Annotated in this window: 15 protein-coding genes; 6 read left to right on the top strand and 9 right to left on the bottom strand. The window is 64.7% G+C overall.

Features of this window, described 5'->3' with window-relative positions; all coding sequences use genetic code 11:
• Window positions 1-154: 154 nt before the first annotated feature.
• The 3 genes from NLM25_RS04725 (at window position 155) to NLM25_RS04715 (ending at window position 6243) form a co-directional block, all read left to right on the top strand.
• The gene (locus NLM25_RS04725) at window positions 155-889 is read left to right on the top strand and encodes a GntR family transcriptional regulator (RefSeq protein WP_254136228.1); all 735 of its coding nucleotides are present in this window, start codon (window positions 155-157) and stop codon (window positions 887-889) included.
• A gap of 211 nt (window positions 890-1100) precedes the next feature.
• Entirely contained in the window at window positions 1101-2330 is a 1230-nt protein-coding gene (gene hemA / locus NLM25_RS04720; protein WP_254136227.1) for a 5-aminolevulinate synthase, read from the top strand.
• A 400-nt stretch (window positions 2331-2730) separates the two neighbouring features.
• Complete coding sequence (locus NLM25_RS04715) at window positions 2731-6243, top strand: PAS domain-containing hybrid sensor histidine kinase/response regulator (protein ID WP_254136226.1); 3513 nt, start codon at window positions 2731-2733, stop codon at window positions 6241-6243.
• A gap of 7 nt (window positions 6244-6250) precedes the next feature.
• Here the strand turns inward: NLM25_RS04715 and NLM25_RS04710 are convergent, their stop codons facing one another.
• The 4 genes from NLM25_RS04710 to NLM25_RS04695 form a co-directional block, all read right to left on the bottom strand.
• Window positions 6251-7075, bottom strand: coding sequence for an SDR family NAD(P)-dependent oxidoreductase (locus NLM25_RS04710; RefSeq protein ID WP_254136225.1), 825 nt, complete (start codon window positions 7073-7075; stop codon window positions 6251-6253).
• A 17-nt stretch (window positions 7076-7092) separates the two neighbouring features.
• A complete protein-coding gene (locus NLM25_RS04705; RefSeq protein ID WP_254136224.1) occupies window positions 7093-7656 on the bottom strand; it encodes a cytochrome P460 family protein in 564 nt (187 codons plus the stop codon).
• A gap of 71 nt (window positions 7657-7727) precedes the next feature.
• Window positions 7728-8759, bottom strand: a complete 1032-nt coding sequence (locus NLM25_RS04700) for an alpha/beta fold hydrolase (protein ID WP_254136223.1) — start codon at window positions 8757-8759, stop codon at window positions 7728-7730.
• 40 nt (window positions 8760-8799) lie between these two features.
• Window positions 8800-9219, bottom strand: a complete 420-nt coding sequence (locus tag NLM25_RS04695; RefSeq protein WP_254124141.1) for an organic hydroperoxide resistance protein — start codon at window positions 9217-9219, stop codon at window positions 8800-8802.
• A 198-nt stretch (window positions 9220-9417) separates the two neighbouring features.
• On the opposite strand from NLM25_RS04695, the gene NLM25_RS04690 reads away from it, so the two are divergent.
• On the top strand, window positions 9418-12258 hold the full coding sequence (locus NLM25_RS04690; protein WP_254136222.1) for a winged helix-turn-helix domain-containing protein: 2841 nt from the start codon (window positions 9418-9420) through the stop codon (window positions 12256-12258).
• Window positions 12259-12293: 35 nt separating this feature from the next.
• On the opposite strand, the gene NLM25_RS04685 is transcribed toward NLM25_RS04690, so the two are convergent.
• Both NLM25_RS04685 and NLM25_RS04680 read right to left on the bottom strand, forming a co-directional pair.
• A complete protein-coding gene (locus NLM25_RS04685; protein WP_254136221.1) occupies window positions 12294-14321 on the bottom strand; it encodes a DUF3857 domain-containing protein in 2028 nt (675 codons plus the stop codon).
• 126 nt (window positions 14322-14447) lie between these two features.
• Window positions 14448-15119: a response regulator transcription factor gene (locus NLM25_RS04680; protein ID WP_212485604.1), complete on the bottom strand. Its 672-nt coding sequence runs from the start codon at window positions 15117-15119 to the stop codon at window positions 14448-14450.
• 342 nt (window positions 15120-15461) lie between these two features.
• On the opposite strand from NLM25_RS04680, the gene NLM25_RS04675 reads away from it, so the two are divergent.
• Window positions 15462-17087, top strand: a complete 1626-nt coding sequence (locus NLM25_RS04675; protein WP_254115475.1) for an MFS transporter — start codon at window positions 15462-15464, stop codon at window positions 17085-17087.
• A 128-nt stretch (window positions 17088-17215) separates the two neighbouring features.
• Here the strand turns inward: NLM25_RS04675 and NLM25_RS04670 are convergent, their stop codons facing one another.
• From NLM25_RS04670 to NLM25_RS04660, 3 genes are all read right to left on the bottom strand, one after another.
• A complete protein-coding gene (locus NLM25_RS04670) occupies window positions 17216-17689 on the bottom strand; it encodes a secondary thiamine-phosphate synthase enzyme YjbQ (RefSeq protein ID WP_254136220.1) in 474 nt (157 codons plus the stop codon).
• 133 nt (window positions 17690-17822) lie between these two features.
• On the bottom strand, window positions 17823-18359 hold the full coding sequence (locus tag NLM25_RS04665; RefSeq protein WP_254136219.1) for a hypothetical protein: 537 nt from the start codon (window positions 18357-18359) through the stop codon (window positions 17823-17825).
• A gap of 65 nt (window positions 18360-18424) precedes the next feature.
• The gene (locus tag NLM25_RS04660) at window positions 18425-18640 is read right to left on the bottom strand and encodes a hypothetical protein (protein ID WP_254136218.1); all 216 of its coding nucleotides are present in this window, start codon (window positions 18638-18640) and stop codon (window positions 18425-18427) included.
• A gap of 75 nt (window positions 18641-18715) precedes the next feature.
• Here NLM25_RS04660 and NLM25_RS04655 point away from each other — a divergent pair, with 75 nt between their 5' ends.
• On the top strand, window positions 18716-19090 hold the full coding sequence (locus NLM25_RS04655; RefSeq protein WP_254136217.1) for an AtpZ/AtpI family protein: 375 nt from the start codon (window positions 18716-18718) through the stop codon (window positions 19088-19090).
• The last annotated feature ends 32 nt before the right edge of the window (window positions 19091-19122 follow it).

Raw genomic sequence — 19122 nt, 5'->3', positions numbered from 1 at the left:
CCTCCCCCTGATGATCTCGTTCTTAGGGGCGGGAAGCTCTTATATGACGAATTATAAATCAACCTATATTTTTAATTTTGTCGGATAATATAAGAAACGCTTGATAAAGTTACGAAATTTGTCAAAACGCACATCCAAGACGCTAGGATGAGGCATGGACATCTCTCCCGACACGACCGCCGAGACGGTGGGCGACAGCGCCTATCGCCGCATCCGCACCGACCTGATTTTCGGCAAGCTGACGCCGGGCCAGAAGCTGAAGCTCGAACGGATGAGCAGCGCCTATGGCACCAGCATCTCGACGCTGCGCGAGACGCTGAACCGGCTGTGCTCGGAGGGATTCGTCGTCGCAGAAGGCCAGCGCGGCTTCGAGGTCGCGCCGATCTCCGCGACCGAATTCCAGGAGATTGCCGAGCTGCGCGAGCTGCTCGAAGGCCACATGATCGAGAAGTCGTTCGCGGCCGGCGATCTCGACTGGGAAGCGCGCATCGTCTCCGCGCATCACAAGCTCGCGGCGATGGAGCGCATGCTGCTGTCGGGCGAGCGGTCCGACGCTGAGAGCTGGAAACAGTGCGATTTCCAGTTTCATCGCGCGCTCGTCGCGGCCTGCGGCTCGAAGGTGCTGCTCGATGCGCATGCCGCGGTCTACGACCGCTATCTGCGCTACCAGATGATCGCCGTGGTATTCCGCGGCGAGATGGCGGCTTCCGAGCATCGCGAGTTGAAGGAGCTGGCGCTGAAGCGCGATGCCAAGGGCGCGGCCAAGGTGCTGCACACCCACATCCATGATTGCGTCGCGCATGCCCTGCGCAATTCGGATTGGTTAAAGCCCGTGGCCGCAATCAAGGACGGACGTACCGAGCCGCGCAAGAAGACCAAGGCTGGCTAGACCTAAGGCTGGCTAGACCTGCGCATCGATGGTGCAGAGCAACATCACACGTCCTGGTGAACTTGATCGGGATCAAGTTTCAAAACGCACGATAGGGCATTTTGCCCAAATGCACCTCACGGCCATATGTGGGATAGCGCATGGACATTAGAGCTGGAAAAGCTCTAAGAAGATGCGGCCCTTTTGGTCAGTTCCGTCTTAGGTTTTGCCGATGGATTACAGCCAGTTCTTCAATTCCGCGCTCGATCGTCTCCACACCGAGCGGCGCTACCGCGTGTTCGCCGATCTGGAACGCATCGCCGGCCGGTTCCCGCATGCGCTCTGGCACTCGCCCAAGGGCAAGCGCGACGTCGTGATCTGGTGCTCCAACGACTATCTCGGCATGGGCCAGCACCCGAAAGTGGTCGGCGCCATGGTCGAAACCGCAACGCGCGTCGGCACCGGCGCGGGCGGCACCCGTAACATCGCCGGCACGCATCATCCGCTGGTGCAGCTCGAGGCCGAGCTCGCCGATCTCCACGGCAAGGAAGCGTCGCTGCTGTTCACCTCGGGCTATGTCTCGAACCAGACCGGCATCGCGACCATCGCGAAGCTCATCCCGAACTGCCTGATCCTGTCGGACGAGCTCAACCACAATTCGATGATCGAGGGCATCCGCCAGTCCGGCTGCGAGCGCCTCGTGTTCCGCCACAACGATCTGGCCGATCTCGAAGCGCTGTTGAAGGCTGCGGGCCCGAACCGGCCGAAGCTGATCGCCTGCGAAAGCCTTTATTCCATGGACGGCGACGTCGCGCCGCTCGCAAAAATCTGCGATCTCGCCGAGAAGTACGGCGCGATGACCTATGTCGACGAGGTCCACGCGGTCGGCATGTATGGTCCGCGCGGCGGCGGCATCGCCGAACGCGACGGCGTCATGCATCGCATCGACATTCTCGAAGGCACGCTCGCCAAGGCATTCGGCTGCCTTGGCGGCTACATCGCCGCCAACGGCCAGATCATCGACGCCGTGCGCTCCTACGCGCCAGGCTTCATCTTCACCACCGCGCTGCCGCCGGCGATCTGCTCGGCCGCAACCGCCGCGATCAAGCATCTGAAGACCTCGAACTGGGAGCGCGAGCGCCACCAGGACCGCGCCGCCCGCGTCAAGGCGATCCTCAATGCCGCCGGCCTGCCTGTGATGTCGAGCGACACCCATATCGTGCCGCTGTTCATCGGCGATGCCGAGAAGTGCAAGCAGGCGTCCGACCTGCTGCTGGAACAGCACGGCATCTACATCCAGCCGATCAACTATCCGACGGTCGCCAAGGGCACCGAGCGCCTGCGCATCACGCCCTCGCCCTATCACGACGACGGCCTGATCGATCAGCTCGCCGAAGCGCTCTTGCAGGTGTGGGACCGTCTGGGTCTGCCGCTCAAGCAGAAGTCGCTGGCGGCGGAGTAGGCTTTCGCGTTCTTCGATCTAACTGTCACCGTCCCAGGGGCCACCCCTCTCTCCGCCCCTCCCCCGCAAGGGGGGAGGGAGCGAGACAGGTGTGCCCACCTCACATCGAAGAATCCCAACTCCCCGACGCGGCGCTACTCTCGTCTTTGTCCTGGGTCTCACCTTCGCGACAATCGGCGCTCTCTCCGTTCCCTCCCCCCTTGCGGGGGAGGGTCAGGGAGGGGGGTGCCGCACGGGGACTCTCTCCGCAGGCCCGCGAACGTCCGCTCGCGCCTTAACGACAACGCCAGTTCCCGTCCCGGCACGGCATTTCGCTGTCGCCTGCACCGGCCCAACGCGCTAGATTTACAGGGAAAATGAGAGCGGGCGCCGCCAGCGCCCAGGGAGAAGCACGCTCGCCATGCTGCACGACTGGGGCGTGATCGTTGCCGCCTTCGGCTATATCGGCTTCCTGTTCGCGGTGGCGAGCCATGGCGACCGCCGCTCGCTGGTCGGGCGCGGCCGCGCGTCCGGGCTGATCTATCCGCTGTCAATGGCGATCTATTGCACCTCCTGGACCTTCTTCGGCTCGGTTGGCTTTGCCACCCGCACCTCGACCGACTTCCTCGCCATCTATGTCGGCCCGATCCTGATGATCGGGCTCGGCGCCGGTGTCCTGCGTCGCGTGATCCAGCTCGCGAAGGCCCACAACATCACCTCGATCGCCGATTTCATCGGCGCGCGCTACGGCAAGAGCCAGGCGGTGGCGGCCACCGTGGCGCTGATCGCGATCATCGGCTCGGTGCCCTACATCGCTCTCCAGCTCAAGGCAGTCGCCTCCTCGCTCGAAACGATCCTGAGCGAGGACCAGGCCTTCTCCCATATCCCGATCCTCGGCGACATGGCGCTGATGGTGACGCTGGCGATGGCCGCCTTCGCGGTGCTGTTCGGCACGCGGCAGACCGACGCCACCGAGCATCAGCACGGCCTGATGCTGGCGGTCGCAACCGAATCCATCATCAAGCTGGTCGCTTTCCTCACCGCGGGCGTCTTCGTCACCTTCTGGATGTTCTCGCCGCACGAACTGATCGAGCGCGCGATGAAGACGCCGGAGGCGGTGCGCGCCATCAACTATACGCCGTCGATCGGCAACTTCCTGACCATGACGCTGCTGTCGCTGTGCGCGATCATGCTGCTGCCGCGCCAGTTCCACGTCAGCGTGGTGGAGAATTCCTCGGACGCCGAGGTCAGCCGCGCGCGCTGGCTGTTTCCGCTCTATCTCGTCGCCATCAATGTGTTCGTGATCCCGATCGCGCTCGCCGGCCTGGTCACCTTCCCGTTCGGCGCGGCGGACCCGGATATGTACGTGCTGGCGCTGCCGATGGAGGGCGGCGCGGATCTGCTCAGCGTCGCCATCTTCGTCGGCGGCCTGTCCGCGGCGACCGCGATGGTGATCGTCGAATGCGTCGCGCTCTCCATCATGGTCTCGAACGACCTCGTGGTGCCGCTGGTGCTGCAACGGCGGCCGGAGGGGCGGACCGGCGGTGCCGATTTCAGCGACTTCCTGCTGCGCTCGCGCCGGCTCGCGATCTTCGCCATCATGGTGCTGGCCTATTTCTACTATCGCGCGCTCGGCAACACCCAGCTGGCGGCGATCGGCCTGCTCTCCTTTGCCGCCATCGCCCAGCTCGCGCCAAGCTTCTTCGGCGGGCTGTTGTGGCGGCGCGCCACCGCGCGCGGCGCGATCGGCGGTATGCTGGTCGGGTTCACGGTGTGGCTCTATACGCTGTTCATCCCGAGCTTCATGGACTCCTCGACGGCGGGCATCATGCTGCTCCAGCACGGCCCGTTCGGCATCGAGGCGCTGCGCCCGCAGGCGCTGTTCGGCGCCGACCTGCCGCCGCTGATGCACGGCGTGATCTGGTCGCTGTCGCTCAACATCCTGACCTATGTGCTGCTGTCGCTGGCGCGCCGGCCGTCTTCGATCGAGCTGGTGCAGGCCGATCTGTTCGTGCCCAACACGCTCGCGCCGATCTCCCCGAGCTTTCGACGCTGGCGCACCACCGTCACCGTGCAGGACATCCAGACCACGGTCGCGCAATATCTCGGGCCCGACCGCGCCCGGCATTCGTTCGAAGCGTTTTCGACCCGGCGCAATGTACGGCTGGAGTCCGGGGCGCCCGCCGATTTCGAGCTGCTGCAGCATGCGGAGCACCTGATCGCCTCTTCGATCGGCGCTGCCTCCTCGCGCCTCGTGATGTCGCTGCTGCTGCGCAAGCGGACGGTTTCGGCGAAGGCGGCGCTGAAACTGCTCGACGATTCCCACGCGGCGCTGCATTTCAACCGCGAGATCCTCCAGACCGCGCTCAACCATGTCCGCCAGGGCATCGCGGTGTTCGATGCCGATCTGCAACTGATCTGCTCCAACCGGCAGTTCGGCGATCTCCTGAACGTGCCGCCGCATTTCATCCAGTTCGGCACGCCGCTACGTGAGATCCTGGAATTCATGGGTGTGAGCGAGCCGGACGATCCGGCCGAGCGCGAAGCCGTGCTGGAGCAGCGGCTTGCGGCCTACACCACCGACAGCGAGCCCTATCTCGAGCGCCTGCCGGAACGCCACATGGTGATCGAGGTGCTCACCAACCGGATGCCCGGCGGCGGCTTCGTCATCACCTTCACCGACGTCACGCCCACGTTCGAGGCGGCCGAAGCGCTGGAGCGCGCCAACGCGACGCTCGAAAAGCGGGTACGCGATCGCACCGAGGAGCTGACCCGGCTGAATTCCGAGCTGGCGCTGGCCAAGAGCGCCGCCGAAGACGCCAGCATCTCCAAGACGCGCTTCCTGGCGGCAGCCAGCCACGACATCCTCCAGCCCCTGAACGCGGCGCGGCTCTATGTCACGAGCCTGGTCGAGCGCCAGCACAGCGGCGAGGAGACGCGGCTGGTCGAGAACATCGACGAATCGCTCCAGGCGATCGAGGAGATCCTCGGCGCACTGCTCGACATCTCCAGGCTCGACGCCGGCGCCATGACGACCTCGACCTCGAGCTTCAAGATGGCGGATCTGATGCGCTCGCTGGAGATCGAGTTCGCGCCGATCGCACGCGCCAAGAACCTGGAGCTCGCCTTCGTGCCCTGCTCGCTGCCGGTCGAGTCCGATCGGCTCTTGCTGCGGCGCCTGCTCCAGAACCTGATCTCCAACGCGATCAAATACACCCCGCGCGGACGCGTGCTGGTCGGCTGCCGCCGCCAGGGCCCGTCACTCAAGATCTGCGTCTACGACACCGGTGTCGGCATTCCGCCGGTCAAGCGTGGCGAGATCTTCAAGGAATTCCACCGCCTCGAGCAGGGCGCGCGGATCGCCCGCGGCCTCGGCCTTGGCCTGTCGATCGTCGAACGCCTCGCGCGCGTGCTCAAGCACGGCATCGCCATCGACGGCAATAAGAGCGGCGGCTCGGTATTCTCGGTGACGGTGCCGACGGCGAAGGCGATCACCCACACCGCGGCCGTGACCAGCGCGACGCCGCTGGCGCGCACGCCGATCTCGGGCGCCCTGATCGTCTGCATCGAGAACGACGCCGCGATCCTCGACGGCATGCGCACGCTGCTGAAGGCCTGGGACGCCGAGGTGATCGCGGTCGCCGACCCCGAAGGCGCGATCGCCGCGATCGAAACGGCCGGCCGGCGCGTCACCGGCCTCCTGGTCGACTATCATCTCGACCGCGGCAACGGCATTGCCGCCATCCGCGACATCCGCCGCCGCTTCGGCGACGGCATTCCTGCGATCCTCATCACCGCCGACCGCAGCCCCGCCGTGCAAGTCGCCGCGCGCGAGGAAAAAATCGCGGTGCTCAACAAGCCGGTGAAGCCGGCCTCGCTGCGCGCCCTGCTCGGCCAGTGGCGCACGCAGCAGATGGTGGTGGCGGCGGAATGAGACGCGGTCAGTAGTCGGTCGAGACGCTCAGCGCGCGCCACCTCTCGAGCTCTTCGAGGCGTTGCCGGTCCGTCGCCGCGATGGCATTCACGGCGTCGCTGCCGAGCGCGATCCGGAGCGGCGGATGCTCCATGTCGACGAGCTTCAACACGACGGTCGCAGCCTTCGCCGGAGCACCCGGCTGGCGGCCATCGTAATCCCGCTGCATCCTGACGGCAGCGCCAACCACCGCATCGTATTCCGCGCGGCCTTCATCGGTCGCATGCGCGGCCTGCGCAAAGCCCGTACGGAAGCCGCCGGGTTCGACGATCGTGACGTGCACGCCGATCAACGCCATCTCGCGCGCCAGCGATTCCGAAAAACCCTCGATGCCCCATTTCGCAGCCGAATAGGCCGCGCGTGCGGGGGCTCCGATCCGCCCGCCGACGGATGAGAATTGCACGATATGCCCGCGGCGCTGCCGGCGCAGCACGGGGATCGCCGCTTTCGTGACGATGATGGTGCCGAGCAGATTGACCTCGATCTGCTGACGGAACGAGGCCAGGCTCGTGTCCTCGACCGATCCGAGATCGCCATAGCCGGCATTGTTCACGACCACATCGACGCCGCCGAACGCATCCACGGCAAGGTCAATGGCCGCCTGCGCCGCGACCTCGTCGGTCACGTCGAGCGTTGCGAGCCGCAGGCTTCCACCGAAGCGCTCGCGCAGCGCTTCGAGCGGCTTGATGTCCCGCGCCGTCGCAACCACGCGGTCTCCCGCCGCGAGCGCCGCTTCGGTGATGGCGCGGCCCAGCCCGCGCGAGCTGCCACTGATGAACCAGATCTTCGACATGGTGCGCTCCGTACGGCTCACGGCGCGAGCCGCGTGAAGACGTAGTCGCGGCTCTTGGCGCGGGCTTCGTGACAGCCCCAACAGGTGCGATGCTGGGCCTCGTCGACCGGCTTGCCGTTGATGAAGCGGCCAAAGCCCCAGCCGCCGGTCGAGGCGTATTTCTTGGAATCCTTGACCATCACCTGGACCGTGGTGGCAGCACCGGGAATCGTCGCGGACACAAACTCGGGCGACTGTTTCCGCTTCCAGGCGCGCTTGACCAGAACGGTACCGTCCGGAAACGGAAGCTTGCCGGCCTGATAGGCATCGATCGCGGTCTGGTTGCCGACGACGGCGCGAAGCTCGTCGAGGGGCGCCGCCTCCTCGGCCGGTGCGATCAGCTCCCACTGCTTGTAGCCGGCGGGAATCGTGACACCGAAGATTGGTGAGGCATCGGCCGTTGCGCGCTCCGCGGACGTCTGGGCCAAGACGATCGTGGCGAGGTATGGAACGCAAGTCAGCACAACGACGAGGAGGACCACGGCAAGAATGATCACCGTGGAGAATGCGAACTTCTTCTTTTCAGGTGCAGTTGGGGTCATGATTTTTCAACAAGCTCGGATCGACGGATGATCCCCGGTCCAGCGAGGCCGGACCGGGGCAGACAAAATCCTCAGGCGCCGCCGTCGGCGTCGATGACGGCCTTGGCAAAGGCTTGCGGCGCTTCCTGCGGCAGATTGTGCCCGATGCCGCCGGTGATCAGGCGGAAGTCGTACCGGCCGGAGAACCTCTTGGCGTAGGCACTCGGCTCGGGATGCGGCGCGCCATTGGCGTCGCCTTCCATCGTGATCGTCGGCACGCTGATGACGGGGGTTTCGGCCAGCTTCTTTTCGATATGCTCGTATTTGGCTTCGCCCTTGGCGAGCCCGAGCCGCCAGCGGTAATTGTGGATCGTGATCGCGACATGATCCTTGTTGTCGAGCGCCGCGGCACTCCGGTTGAAGGTGGCGTCGTCGAACTTCCACTGCGGCGAGGCGAGCTTCCAGATCAGCTTGGCGAAATCGTGCGTGTATTTCTCGTATCCGGCGCGGCCGCGCTCGGTCGCGAAGTAGAACTGGTACCACCATTGCAACTCGGCAGACGGCGGCAGCGGCGCGTTGCCGGCGGCCTGGCTGGAAATCAGGTAGCCGCTGACCGACACCAATGCGCGGCAGCGATCCGGCCACAACGCGGCGATGACGTCGGCCGTGCGTGCGCCCCAGTCGAAGCCGGCGACGACCGCCTTCTTGATGTCGAGCTTGTCCATCAGCGCGATGATGTCGACGGCCATTGCGGCAGGCTCGCCGTTGCGCGGCGTCTCGCCGGAGAGGAATTGCGTGGTGCCATAGCCGCGCAGGTAAGGGATGATCACGCGATAGCCGGCCTTTGCCAGGATCGGCGCAACGTCGACGAAGGCGTGAATGTCGTAGGGCCAGCCGTGCAGCAGGATCGCCACCGGGCCGTTCGAGGGACCCGCTTCCGCATAGCCGACGTTGAGGACGCCGGCATCGATCTGCTTGATCGCGCCGAAGGACGCGTTCGATGCCTGGGAGCGCGGCGCGTCCGTCTCGGCACGGGCGAGGTCGATCGCGCCGAGTCCGACGGCGACGGTTCCCGCGGCGATGCCGAAAAACTTGCGACGATGCTGGTCGATAATCTGCTTCATGATGATGTTACCCTGTTGATGGTTGGGAGGATGTGGTGCGTCAGATCAGCGCAACCGTGACGTCGATGTTGCCGCGAACGGCCTTGGAATAGGGGCAGGTCTGATGCGCGTCATCGATGATGCCGCGCGCGATCTCGGGGTCGAGGCCCGGCAGGCTGACATTGAGGCGTGCCCGGAGCGAATAGGCGTTCTCGTCGAGCACGAGATCGATCTCCGCATCGACCGCGCATTTCCTGGGAAGATCGATCTTCCGCTTGCGCGCGGCTTTTTCCATCGCGCCTTCGAAGCAGGCCGACCAGCCCGCCGCGAATAATTGCTCGGGATTGGTGCCGACGCCTGCGCCGCCGGGCGGCGAGAGCCGCACATCAAGCCGGCCGTCCGAGCTGCGGGACGTGCCGTCTTGGCGTCCGCCGCTGGTGTGAGTGCGCGCCGTGTAAAGTATTTTTGCCGCTTGCGTCATGAAGGTCTCCTTGCCGTCGCGCATTTGATTATCAGCGGCCGCCGCAGGACACCCGTTGTGACTTGTGAGAAGTTGTGAGGCCTCGGCTTACAGTCCCTCACGAGGCCTGCATCTGCGGTCTGATGCCGATGCAGGGACGGCCTTGCCGGATCGCCATCATCTGGCTATCGGGTCCTGTGAAAGGACCAAGAATTCGCCATGATCGAGCCGGCCGGCGCCGCAACGGGAACCCTGTCGTTCGGGCCGTTCACCGTGACTCCGCACGAAAGACTTGTGACGCGCGACGGCGTGGCGCTGCCGCTCGGCGCGAAAGCCTTCGACACGCTGATCGCGCTGATGTCGCGGCCGAACCAGGTCGTCGGTAAATGGGATCTGATGGCGCTGGTGTGGCCCGGCGTCACCGTGGAAGAAGCCAATCTGCGCTTTCAGGTCGCAGCGCTTCGCAAGGCGCTCGGCGACGGCAAGGACGGCGCCCGCTACATCACGACTCTGTCAGGCCGCGGCTATTGCTTCGTGGCGCCGATCGCGCAGAGAGAAATCCAGGCAGAGCGGCGCCCCACGCCGCGAGCGGAATTGCCGCCCGTAAAACTACCTAACCGTTTGCAACGGATGGTCGGGCGCGACGACGTCGTCGCCGCGGTCTCGGACAGGCTTATCTCGTCGCGCTTCGTGACGATCGTCGGCCCCGGCGGCGTCGGCAAGACCGCCGTTGCGGTGGCGATCGCTCACGATCTGCTCGAGACCTTCTCCGACGCAGCACACTTTGTTGATCTTGCTGCTCTGAGCGATCCCGACCTCGTGATCACCTCGATCCTGCTGATGCTGGGCTTGCCGGCGCAGACCGACGATCCCCTGCCCGCGCTGCTCACCCATCTCCGGGACAAGCGGATGCTGCTGATCCTGGACAATTGCGAACATGTCGTCGCCGCCGCGGCGCCGCTTGCGGCAGAAATCTTCCACGCCGCGCCGAATGTTCACATCCTCGCAACGAGCCGCGAAGCCCTGCGCGTCGAGGGCGAGCAGGTCTATCGGTTGGCGCCGCTGGCCGTTCCGCCCGACAATCCCGGACTGACCGCGGCCATCGCGCAGAGCTATCCCGCGCTACAACTCTTCCTCGAACGTGCCATGTCCGGCGGCGCGCAGATCGCGCTGGACGATGCCAATGCCACGATCGTCGCCGGGATCTGCCGCAAGCTCGACGGCATGGCGCTGGCAATCGAGCTCGCCGCCGGCCGGGTCGAGGCCTACGGCCTGGAACAAACAGCCGCACTGCTGGACGAACGCCTCAATCTGCTCTGGCAGGGCCAGCGCACCGCGCCGCCGCGGCAGAAGACCTTGCAGGCGACGCTGGACTGGAGCTACGGGCTCCTGTCCGATACAGAGCGCCTCGTGGTGCGGCGGCTTGCCGTCTTCGCCGGTCACTTCACCATCGACGCCGCGCTCGAGATCGTGCCGGACGAGCGCGTCGACCGGTCGCGCCTGTTCGATGCCATCGACAGCCTGGTCGCCAAGTCGATGGTCGCGCCGCGGCCGATCGGCGCCATGATGCGCTACCGTCTGCTCGACACGACGCGCGCCTATCTGTTCGAGATCGAGCCGAACGAGACCGCGCTCGCTGGCCGCCACGCAACCTACTACCGGCGATGGCTGGAGCAGGCCGGCACGACGTGGGCGACGGTGCCGAGCGCCGACGAACGCGCGATCCATTTCTCCGCGCTTCACAACGTGCGCGCCGCGCTGGAGTGGTGCTTCGGCACGGAGGGCGATGTCGGCATCGGCATTGCGCTCGCCGCCGCGGCAGCTCCCATCTTTCTCGCGATGTCGCTGCTGATCGAATGCCGGCGCTGGTCGGAGCGGGCGCTGCTCGCCCTTGACCCGCCCGCGCGCGGCAGCGCCGAGGAGATGCACATCCAGGCCGCGCTCGGACTGACCTTGATGTTCACGCGCGGCGGCAGCGAAGCTGCGCGTGCCGCCCTGAGCCGGAGCCTTGCGATCGCCGAAGCGCGCGGCGACGCGCCGAACCAGCTCCAGCTGCTCGGCCGCATGCACATCTTCCACGAACGGATGGGACAGTTCGACGCCGCGCTCGGTTACGCACAGCAGAGCCTTGTGGTTGCCGAGACGCTCGGCGACGCCGCCTCCATCGCCCTCGCCCATTCGCTGCTGGGCGTCTCCTTGCATCTGGCCGGCGAGCATCGCGACGCACTGGGCATGCTGGAAGCCGCCTGGCACGGGCCGGGCACGGAGCGGATCAGCACGGTCTACGGCTTCGATCACCGCAACCGGGCCGGCATCTCGCTCGCACGCGAGCTTTGGCTACAGGGACGACCTGCGGAGGCGCGGCAGCTGGCACTGCAGACGGTCACCGAGGCCGCGCAGATGGACCATCCGATCACGCTCTGCATCGCGCTGATCTGGGCGGTCTCGATCGATCTCTGGGGTGGAGATCTCGACGGTGCGGAAGAGAACATCGACCGCTTCATCGCCCATGCCGAATTGCGCTCGATGGGCCCTTATCTCGCGGTCGGCCGAGGCGTCAAAGGCGAGCTGGCGATCCGGCGCGGCGATGCCGCGGGCGGCGTCGAGACGATACGGGCCTGCCTGCGCGAGCTCCACGACGCCGGCTACGAGCTGCTCACCACGACCTTCAACATCGCACTTGTGCATGGCCTGTTGGCGCTCGGGCAGATCGAGCAGAGCGCGCGCCTGATCGACGACGCGATCCGCCTCGTCGAGCAAGGCGGCGATCATCTCTACATGCCCGAGCTGCTGCGCATGAAGGGCAAGGTCCTCTTGTCGCTCCCGCAGCCCGAGGCTGAGCAGGCAGAAGCCCACTTCAGGCAATCACTGGAATTGAGCCGCTGCAAAGGCGCGAAGGCCTGGGAGCTGCGGACCGCGATCGATCTCGCCCAGCTACTCGCCAAACGCGGTTGCCGCGAGGAAGCGAAGCGACTGGTTCAATCGGCCCTCGAAGGTTTTGCCGAGGGCTCGGAGACGGCGGATATCAGGATGGCCAACGAGCTTCTGGAGAACAAATAGGCCGTACCAGACCCGGCACATCCGCCTCTGCGTGGTCAATGATGAAAGAAGTAAAATGCACGCAGGAGGTAAAAGAGCACAAATACGCCCCAGAGGCTGCCTGCCACCCACCGGATTGCAAGAATGGCCCAGCCGCGCGCGCCCATGTTCGGCCGTATCCTGCCGAATAGTTCGGATCCCTCGATCAACAGCAAGTTCTCTTGAAGCTTCTTGGCGACCTCGTTGTACGCGTCCATCCCGGCGGCCGGCAAAGACCATCCATGAACCGTCAGTTCGCGGTAGCTGGTCATGACTCGCCCGCGAACCATAAGGCGATCAACGAAATTGATATTGCGTGCCTCCAGATTGCGCGACCAGCCGTCACCAAGCCAGCGGCGCGGCATGTTCAATCTCAGCATGTTGGTGATCTTGCGCGGCCGCGCGAGGAAGATGTCTGCCTCGCGGCGCGACTGAACCAGCGGATGAAGCTCGCGGTTCGTCGCCATGTCCGCAACGGTAAATACCAGCGGCGCGCCGGCGCTGCCCGGCTGCCAGCCGCTTGGAATCGTGAGCTTCAGCACGACCGTAATCGTGTTGCGGGCGCGATCGTCGTGGACCTCGGCTGGCGCCGCCTTGGTCACTCCAGGCCAAACGGATTGCCATTCCTTCAGCATGGCGTCGACGTAGCCGCCGGTGCCTTCATTGGCGAACCGGTTGCGCATCCCGTCGGCATACCAGGACGTGAAGTCGATCGTTCGGTCCACGGTGGCGGGCGAGTCGCGCCTTGGGCCCAGCGCGATCTCGTCCTCCCAATGAACGATCTGGACCGGCTCTTCGCTTCCCATCCGTTCCAGCTCGGCCGTCTCCTGCGTGAGCGGCAATCCCCAGCCGGGATGCGGCTGATAGATGTCCTGCAAGCGGCCGCACTGCATCGGCAGCGTCGGGTCGAGCCAATAGCTCCGCCCGTCGAGCCGCAGACGCGCGATGCAATGATTGAAGACAGCTGCGCTCGGGAGGAAATCCTTGAGCGCGTAGCCATGGGTCGTCGAGACCAGTGCGGCGCAGGCATCGAGGCCCAGCCGGCGTGCGCCCGCCACATAGAGTGTCGATGCATCCTTGCAATCACCGAAGCGCGTGCTCCAGATGGTCTCGACCGGCCGTGGAGTCAGGCCACCCTCGCCGACGGAGAAGGCAAAGTAGCGGAGCTCCCGCTGCACGAAGCGCAGCCATTCGGCCGCTCTCTCGCTCGGCTCGGCGTATTCCCGCGCTATGCGGTCGATTTCCTGAGCTAGCGCGTCGGGAAGACCTTCCGCCTCGTAATGGGGTGATAGCAGCGAGGCCACCTCGTTCCAGCTCTCGAACTCGCTCAATTGCAGCGAGGGGTTCAGAAGAACCCATGGCGGAGTGATGTCCTCCGGCTCGCTGCGCTTCTGGCCGATCAGCTGCCATCGCAGATCCTCGATCCCGTCGATCGCGCTGACTTGCGACTGCGGCGGATCGTTGAAGCTCTTGAAGCTGACATTGCGCGCGATCGGCCGGCGCAAGCGCTGGCGCATCTCATAGAACGGATTGGCGCGATCAAAATTGATCCACGACTGATATTTGCCCTTCAGGACCGGCACGCCGCCGTAGATCGTGAGGCTGAACTCCACGATGTCGTCGATCCGCACATCGGGTACCAGCAGCGACACGGTCAGGTGTCCGTCGAACACCAGACGTTCGAGATTGCTCTCCCGGCGCAGGATCTGGAAGGCCTCGGGCCGAGCATGTTCGATGCGCTCGGCTCCGCGGACGACGCGAATGAAATGCACTTCGAGGCGCTGATAGCCGGGGTCGAAGTCCACCACGAAATGCGCCACCCGCTCAGCGCCCTCGCGGGTCAGCACGCGGTGGGCGGCCCGGTAATGCCAGGCTACGGTGTTCGTGCTCAGATCGGTTTGAATGTCGCACAGCAGGCGGCACGCGCCGCTCGCTATGCAGGAGACTTCCGTGTCAGGGATTGGAAAGCGATAGGGTTGGTGATCCACCCACTCCGGCACCAGCGCGCAATCAACGAGATCGCGCGCATTCCATTCCAACCCCACGCCCCTGCTCCGACACGACATTCCATTCGACGCGGAGGTTGTATCAAATGAATGTCGCAACGCAACACGCGCGACGCGAGATTCCCTGCAAGACATGGATTTGACGAAACAGGCCGAACACGGCCCTCACCCTGTCGGGGTGCCCTGCTTCCACTGGCCGCCGGCGATCTTGGCCGCCGCGATCACGGCCTGCGTGCGGCTCTCGACGCCGAGCTTTTGCAGGATCGCCGAGACATGCGCCTTGATGGTGGCTTCGGAGACGCCGAGCTCATAGGCGATCTGCTTGTTGAGGAGGCCCTCCGACAGCATCATCAAGACCCGGACCTGCTGCGGGGTCAACGTCACCAGGCGGTCGCGCAGGCGCGTCATGTCGGGGTCGGCGGCGGCCGACAGGTCGGTGTCGGCGGGAACCCAGACGTCACCCTCCATCACCTTGAGGATCGCATCGCGCAAGGTCTCGACGCCGAATCGCTTCGGGATGAAACCGGAGGCGCCGAAATCGAGCGAGCGGCGGATCGTGGCGCTGTCGTCGGAGGCCGAGACGATCACCACCGGGATGGCAGGGTATTGCGCACGCAGATAGATCAGGCCGGAAAAGCCGGAGATCCCGGGCATCGAGAGGTCGAGCAGCACCAGATCGACGTCGGATGTCTGTTCCAGGAACTTTGTGAGATCCTCGAACGATCCGGCCTCGTCGATCCTGGCCGAGGTCAGGACGCCCGCCACCGCTTGCCGCAATGCATCGCGGAACAGCGGATGGTCATCGGCAATGACGAGATGGGTCGAAGGAGCGCTCATCGTTCTCTTGCTGGCATTCACACCGGGCCAGTAAGCCGGCCCGGGGCCTTGGTCAATTCTTTCCCGCCCAGACGTGGCATGCAAGTGGGCATTATCCCTTTGCGGGAATGGGGTTAACCCGCGGTCTAGCGCGATCGTGCCGGATTGCAGGCCCGCTGTGTCAGGTGCGCGTCAGTGCGCAAGGCCGAAAGTCGTATTGGGGCGGGTTTCACGCCGATGTTACCTTGCGGGCAAGACCTGGGTTGATCCGGCATGACCGGACATCCAGGGCGCGAGGAAACGCATTTCGGGGAGCGACTCAACATGTCGACAATGGCTGTGTCTCAGACAGGCGCGGGAGGAATGACGAAGGACGAACGATTCGTCATTCTCGCCTCCTCGCTCGGTACCGTCTTCGAGTGGTACGATTTCTACCTCTACGGTTCGCTGGCCGGCATCATCGGCGCGCAGTTCTTCTCGGCCTATCCGCCGGCAACCCGCGACATCTTCGCGCTGCTGGCCTTCGCCGCGGGCTTCCTGGTGCGTCCGTTCGGCGCGATCGTGTTCGGCCGCGTCGGCGATATCGTCGGCCGCAAATACACCTTCCTCGTCACCATCCTGATCATGGGCCTGTCGACCTTCATCGTCGGCCTGCTGCCCAATGCGGCGACCATCGGCATCGCGGCCCCGATCATCCTGATCGCGCTGCGTCTCGCCCAGGGCCTGGCGCTCGGCGGTGAGTATGGCGGTGCGGCGACCTACGTCGCGGAGCATGCGCCGAACGGCAAGCGCGGCTACTACACCTCCTTCATCCAGACGACGGCGACGCTCGGCCTGTTCCTGTCGCTGCTGGTGATCCTGTTCACCCGCACCGCGACCGGCGAAGCCGATTTCGCGGCCTGGGGCTGGCGCATTCCGTTCCTGGTCTCGGTGCTGCTGCTTGGCATCTCGGTCTGGATCCGTCTCCGCCTCAACGAATCCCCGATCTTCCAGAAGATGAAGGACGAGGGGAAGAGCTCGAAGGCGCCGCTGACGGAAGCCTTCGGCAACTGGCAGAACGGCAAGCTGGTGCTGCTCGCGCTGCTCGGCGGCGTGATGGGCCAGGGCGTGGTCTGGTACACCGGCCAGTTCTACGCGCTGTTCTTCCTGCAATCGATCCTGAAGGTCGACGGATACACCGCCAACCTGCTGATCGCCTGGTCGCTGCTGCTCGGCACCGGCTTCTTCATCGTGTTCGGCGTGCTCTCCGACAAGATCGGCCGCAAGCCGATCATCCTCGGCGGCTGTCTGATCGCGGCGCTGACCTTCTTCCCGATCTTCAAGATGATCACCACCAACGCCAACCCGGCGCTGGAAAAGGCGATCGAATCGGTCAAGGTCGACGTGGTGGCGGATCCCGCAGGCTGCGGCGACCTGTTCAACCCGGTCGGCACCCGCGTCTTTAGCGCGCCTTGCGACACCGCACGTGCCTACCTGTCGCAATCGTCGGTCAAGTACACGACCTCTCCCGGCGCGGCCGGCTCCGGCGTGAAGGTGATGGTCAACGGCAAGGAAGTTGCCTACGCCAACGCCAAGGACGGTAATCCGGCGCTCCTCGCCGCCGTGCAGGCGGCGGGCTATCCGAAGCCGGGCGATGCGGGCATCGTGAAGATGTCGCATCCGTTCGACATCTTCCGTCCGCAGGTGGCCGCGGTCGTCGGGCTGCTGTTCATCCTAGTGATCTTCGTCACCATGGTGTACGGCCCGATCGCCGCGATGCTGGTCGAACTGTTCCCGACCCGGATCCGCTACACCTCGATGTCGCTGCCCTACCACATCGGCAACGGCTGGTTCGGCGGCCTCCTGCCCGCGACGGCCTTCGCCATCGTGGCCTCGACCGGCGATATCTACGCAGGTCTCTGGTATCCGGTCATCTTCGCATCGATTACTGTCGTGATCGGCTTCTTCTTCCTGCCCGAGACCAAGGACGTCGACATCAAGGCGACCTGATCGACGGCACCGATCGACAACACGAACCGGCCGCGGTCTCCGCGGCCGGTTTTGTTTTGCGAGCTAGAGCTTCTTGCCTTGACGCGTTTTCTTCACGCGAACCGGTATCCACTTCGCTCGAAAGCGCTCTACTGATTGCTGCCGATGAATTGCAGCACGATTTCGCGCCGGTGCGGGCGCTTGCGGTGCTCAATCAGATAAATCGCCTGCCAGGTGCCGAGCGCGAGCTTGCCGTTCAGGACGGGGACCTGAAGCGAGGCCCCCGTCAGCATCGTCTTGATATGCGCGGGCATATCGTCGGGCCCTTCGGTGTCGTGGGTCCAGCCGGCATCTTCCGGCGCGAGCCGCGACAGTGCCGTGGTGAGATCGACCAGCACGGACGGGTCGGCGTTCTCCTGGATCGTCAGCGACGCCGAGGTGTGACGGATGAACAGCGTCAGCGCGCCGTCGCGCGCGTGAACCTCATTGGTGAACTTCGCAGCTTCGCTGGTGAGATCGGTGAAGCCGCGGCCAGGCGTCTGCACGGTGAGCAGCGACGATGCGATGGTGGTGGCTTGCACCGACGTTGGCGCCGAGCGCGTGACGGATTTGGCTGATGTCATGAAAGGTCTCGCCTGATCGAAAGCTGCCGTAGGGTGGGCAAAGGCGCGTAGCGCCGTGCCCACCATCTCGATTCCATTACATGAATTGGTGGGCACGCTCCGCTTTGCCCACCCTACGACAGCTCGCCATGCGCTAAATCTTCCCCGATACGTCCTTCTGCACGCGGTTGGCCATGTCGATCAGCCGGCGCCAGGCCTTTTCCAGGAACGACATCACGCGATCGACATCCTGGTCGCTCGGCAGCGGGATCTCGATCTTGCGGTCGCCCTCGGTGACCTTTGGTTCTCGTGCTTGCGGCTCCGGCTTCTTGAGCGGATCGGTTTTCGGTAGCGCCTCGTCGATCTTGCCCGACACCGTCGGCCCCGCCGCGAGCTGCCCCTTCAGCTTCTCGACCTCTGCCTGGAGCCGGCCGATCTCGGCGTCGAGCGCGGTACGTTCGTCGGGTACCGCATAGCAGGCCCAGCCGGCGCCGTTCTTGGCGCAGGTCGATACCGTGCCGGTGCGGGTGTCGAGCCGCAGCACGCCTTCGGGGATGGGCGTCATGCTGTAGCGGCCGTTTTCGCTGTCGGGCGCGGGCTGTGCGGCAGCCAGGCCGCCGCTGATGGTCATCGCGCCGGCGAATACCGCCGCTGCGAGCCATGACGCTGTGGATGAATTCGCTGGTCTCATCGCGCTCTCCACCATGGCGCTGCTGCTCCCTTCAAATTCTACACCCCGGCGAGGCAATCTGCCGCCTAAAACGCGCCACCGGTATCAACGATCGCGACAATCGCTTTGATCCCGTCAGCAAGGTGAAATGGCGGTCGTATTCGCCGATCATGAGGAGAGCTGCTGCGGTGCGGCGTCACGCTGTGTGCAGCGCTGCCGCGCGCGCCAATATCATCAAATAAATCAGCCACATAACAGAAAGCGACGCAATCGTGACTTGGCTTGACTTGATTATGGGCCATCAGTATGGTCCGCGCGGCTTTTGAGGGTGGCGGGCGTAATTTCCATTCAGCCGCGGCGTTTCGGGTCTTCGTTGCATGACACAGGGCACGGGGCACGGCGAGAATGGAGATCGCGATAGATCGCCCGAGGAAGCTGCGCTTTCCGAACGGCTCGGAAATCTAGATCAACGGTTGTCCGAATTCCGGGACCGACGGATCAAGACCGAGCAACCCGCAGGTGACGGTGAAGACAGAGCGGCCAGAGCCTCGGCGATGGCGCTTGGCTTCAGGTTATCCTCCGAGTTGGTCGCCGGTGTCGTCGTCGGAGCGGGGATTGGCTGGGGGTTCGACCGCTTGCTGTCGACGTCGCCTTTCGGATTTATCGTGTTCCTGCTGCTGGGCTTCGTGGCCGGCGTGGTGAACGTGGTGAGAACGGCAGGCGCGGGTCAAAACAGGCGCGGTGGTTCCTAAGCGATCCGCACCAAGAGAGGAATGATCGTACC

The organism is Bradyrhizobium sp. CCGB01, from assembly GCF_024199795.1.
Lineage (GTDB): Bacteria > Pseudomonadota > Alphaproteobacteria > Rhizobiales > Xanthobacteraceae > Bradyrhizobium.
Note: the sequence above shows the minus strand (reverse complement) of the source record. Positions and strands in the feature narration are given on the sequence as shown.

Excerpts from the sequence above, each read along its gene's own strand:
- NLM25_RS04680 (WP_212485604.1), bottom strand. The coding sequence starts at position 15,119 with ATGAGCGCTCCTTCGACCCATCTCGTCATTGCCGATGACCATCCGCTG.
- NLM25_RS04705 (WP_254136224.1), bottom strand. The coding sequence starts at position 7,656 with ATGACCCCAACTGCACCTGAAAAGAAGAAGTTCGCATTCTCCACGGTG.
- NLM25_RS04655 (WP_254136217.1), top strand. The coding sequence starts at position 18,716 with ATGACACAGGGCACGGGGCACGGCGAGAATGGAGATCGCGATAGATCG.
- NLM25_RS04710 (WP_254136225.1), bottom strand. The coding sequence starts at position 7,075 with ATGTCGAAGATCTGGTTCATCAGTGGCAGCTCGCGCGGGCTGGGCCGC.
- NLM25_RS04660 (WP_254136218.1), bottom strand. The coding sequence starts at position 18,640 with ATGGCCCATAATCAAGTCAAGCCAAGTCACGATTGCGTCGCTTTCTGT.
- NLM25_RS04665 (WP_254136219.1), bottom strand. The coding sequence starts at position 18,359 with ATGAGACCAGCGAATTCATCCACAGCGTCATGGCTCGCAGCGGCGGTA.
- NLM25_RS04695 (WP_254124141.1), bottom strand. The coding sequence starts at position 9,219 with ATGACGCAAGCGGCAAAAATACTTTACACGGCGCGCACTCACACCAGC.
- hemA (WP_254136227.1), top strand. The coding sequence starts at position 1,101 with ATGGATTACAGCCAGTTCTTCAATTCCGCGCTCGATCGTCTCCACACC.
- NLM25_RS04725 (WP_254136228.1), top strand. The coding sequence starts at position 155 with ATGGACATCTCTCCCGACACGACCGCCGAGACGGTGGGCGACAGCGCC.
- NLM25_RS04675 (WP_254115475.1), top strand. The coding sequence starts at position 15,462 with ATGACGAAGGACGAACGATTCGTCATTCTCGCCTCCTCGCTCGGTACC.
- NLM25_RS04700 (WP_254136223.1), bottom strand. The coding sequence starts at position 8,759 with ATGAAGCAGATTATCGACCAGCATCGTCGCAAGTTTTTCGGCATCGCC.
- NLM25_RS04715 (WP_254136226.1), top strand. The coding sequence starts at position 2,731 with ATGCTGCACGACTGGGGCGTGATCGTTGCCGCCTTCGGCTATATCGGC.
- NLM25_RS04690 (WP_254136222.1), top strand. The coding sequence starts at position 9,418 with ATGATCGAGCCGGCCGGCGCCGCAACGGGAACCCTGTCGTTCGGGCCG.
- NLM25_RS04670 (WP_254136220.1), bottom strand. The coding sequence starts at position 17,689 with ATGACATCAGCCAAATCCGTCACGCGCTCGGCGCCAACGTCGGTGCAA.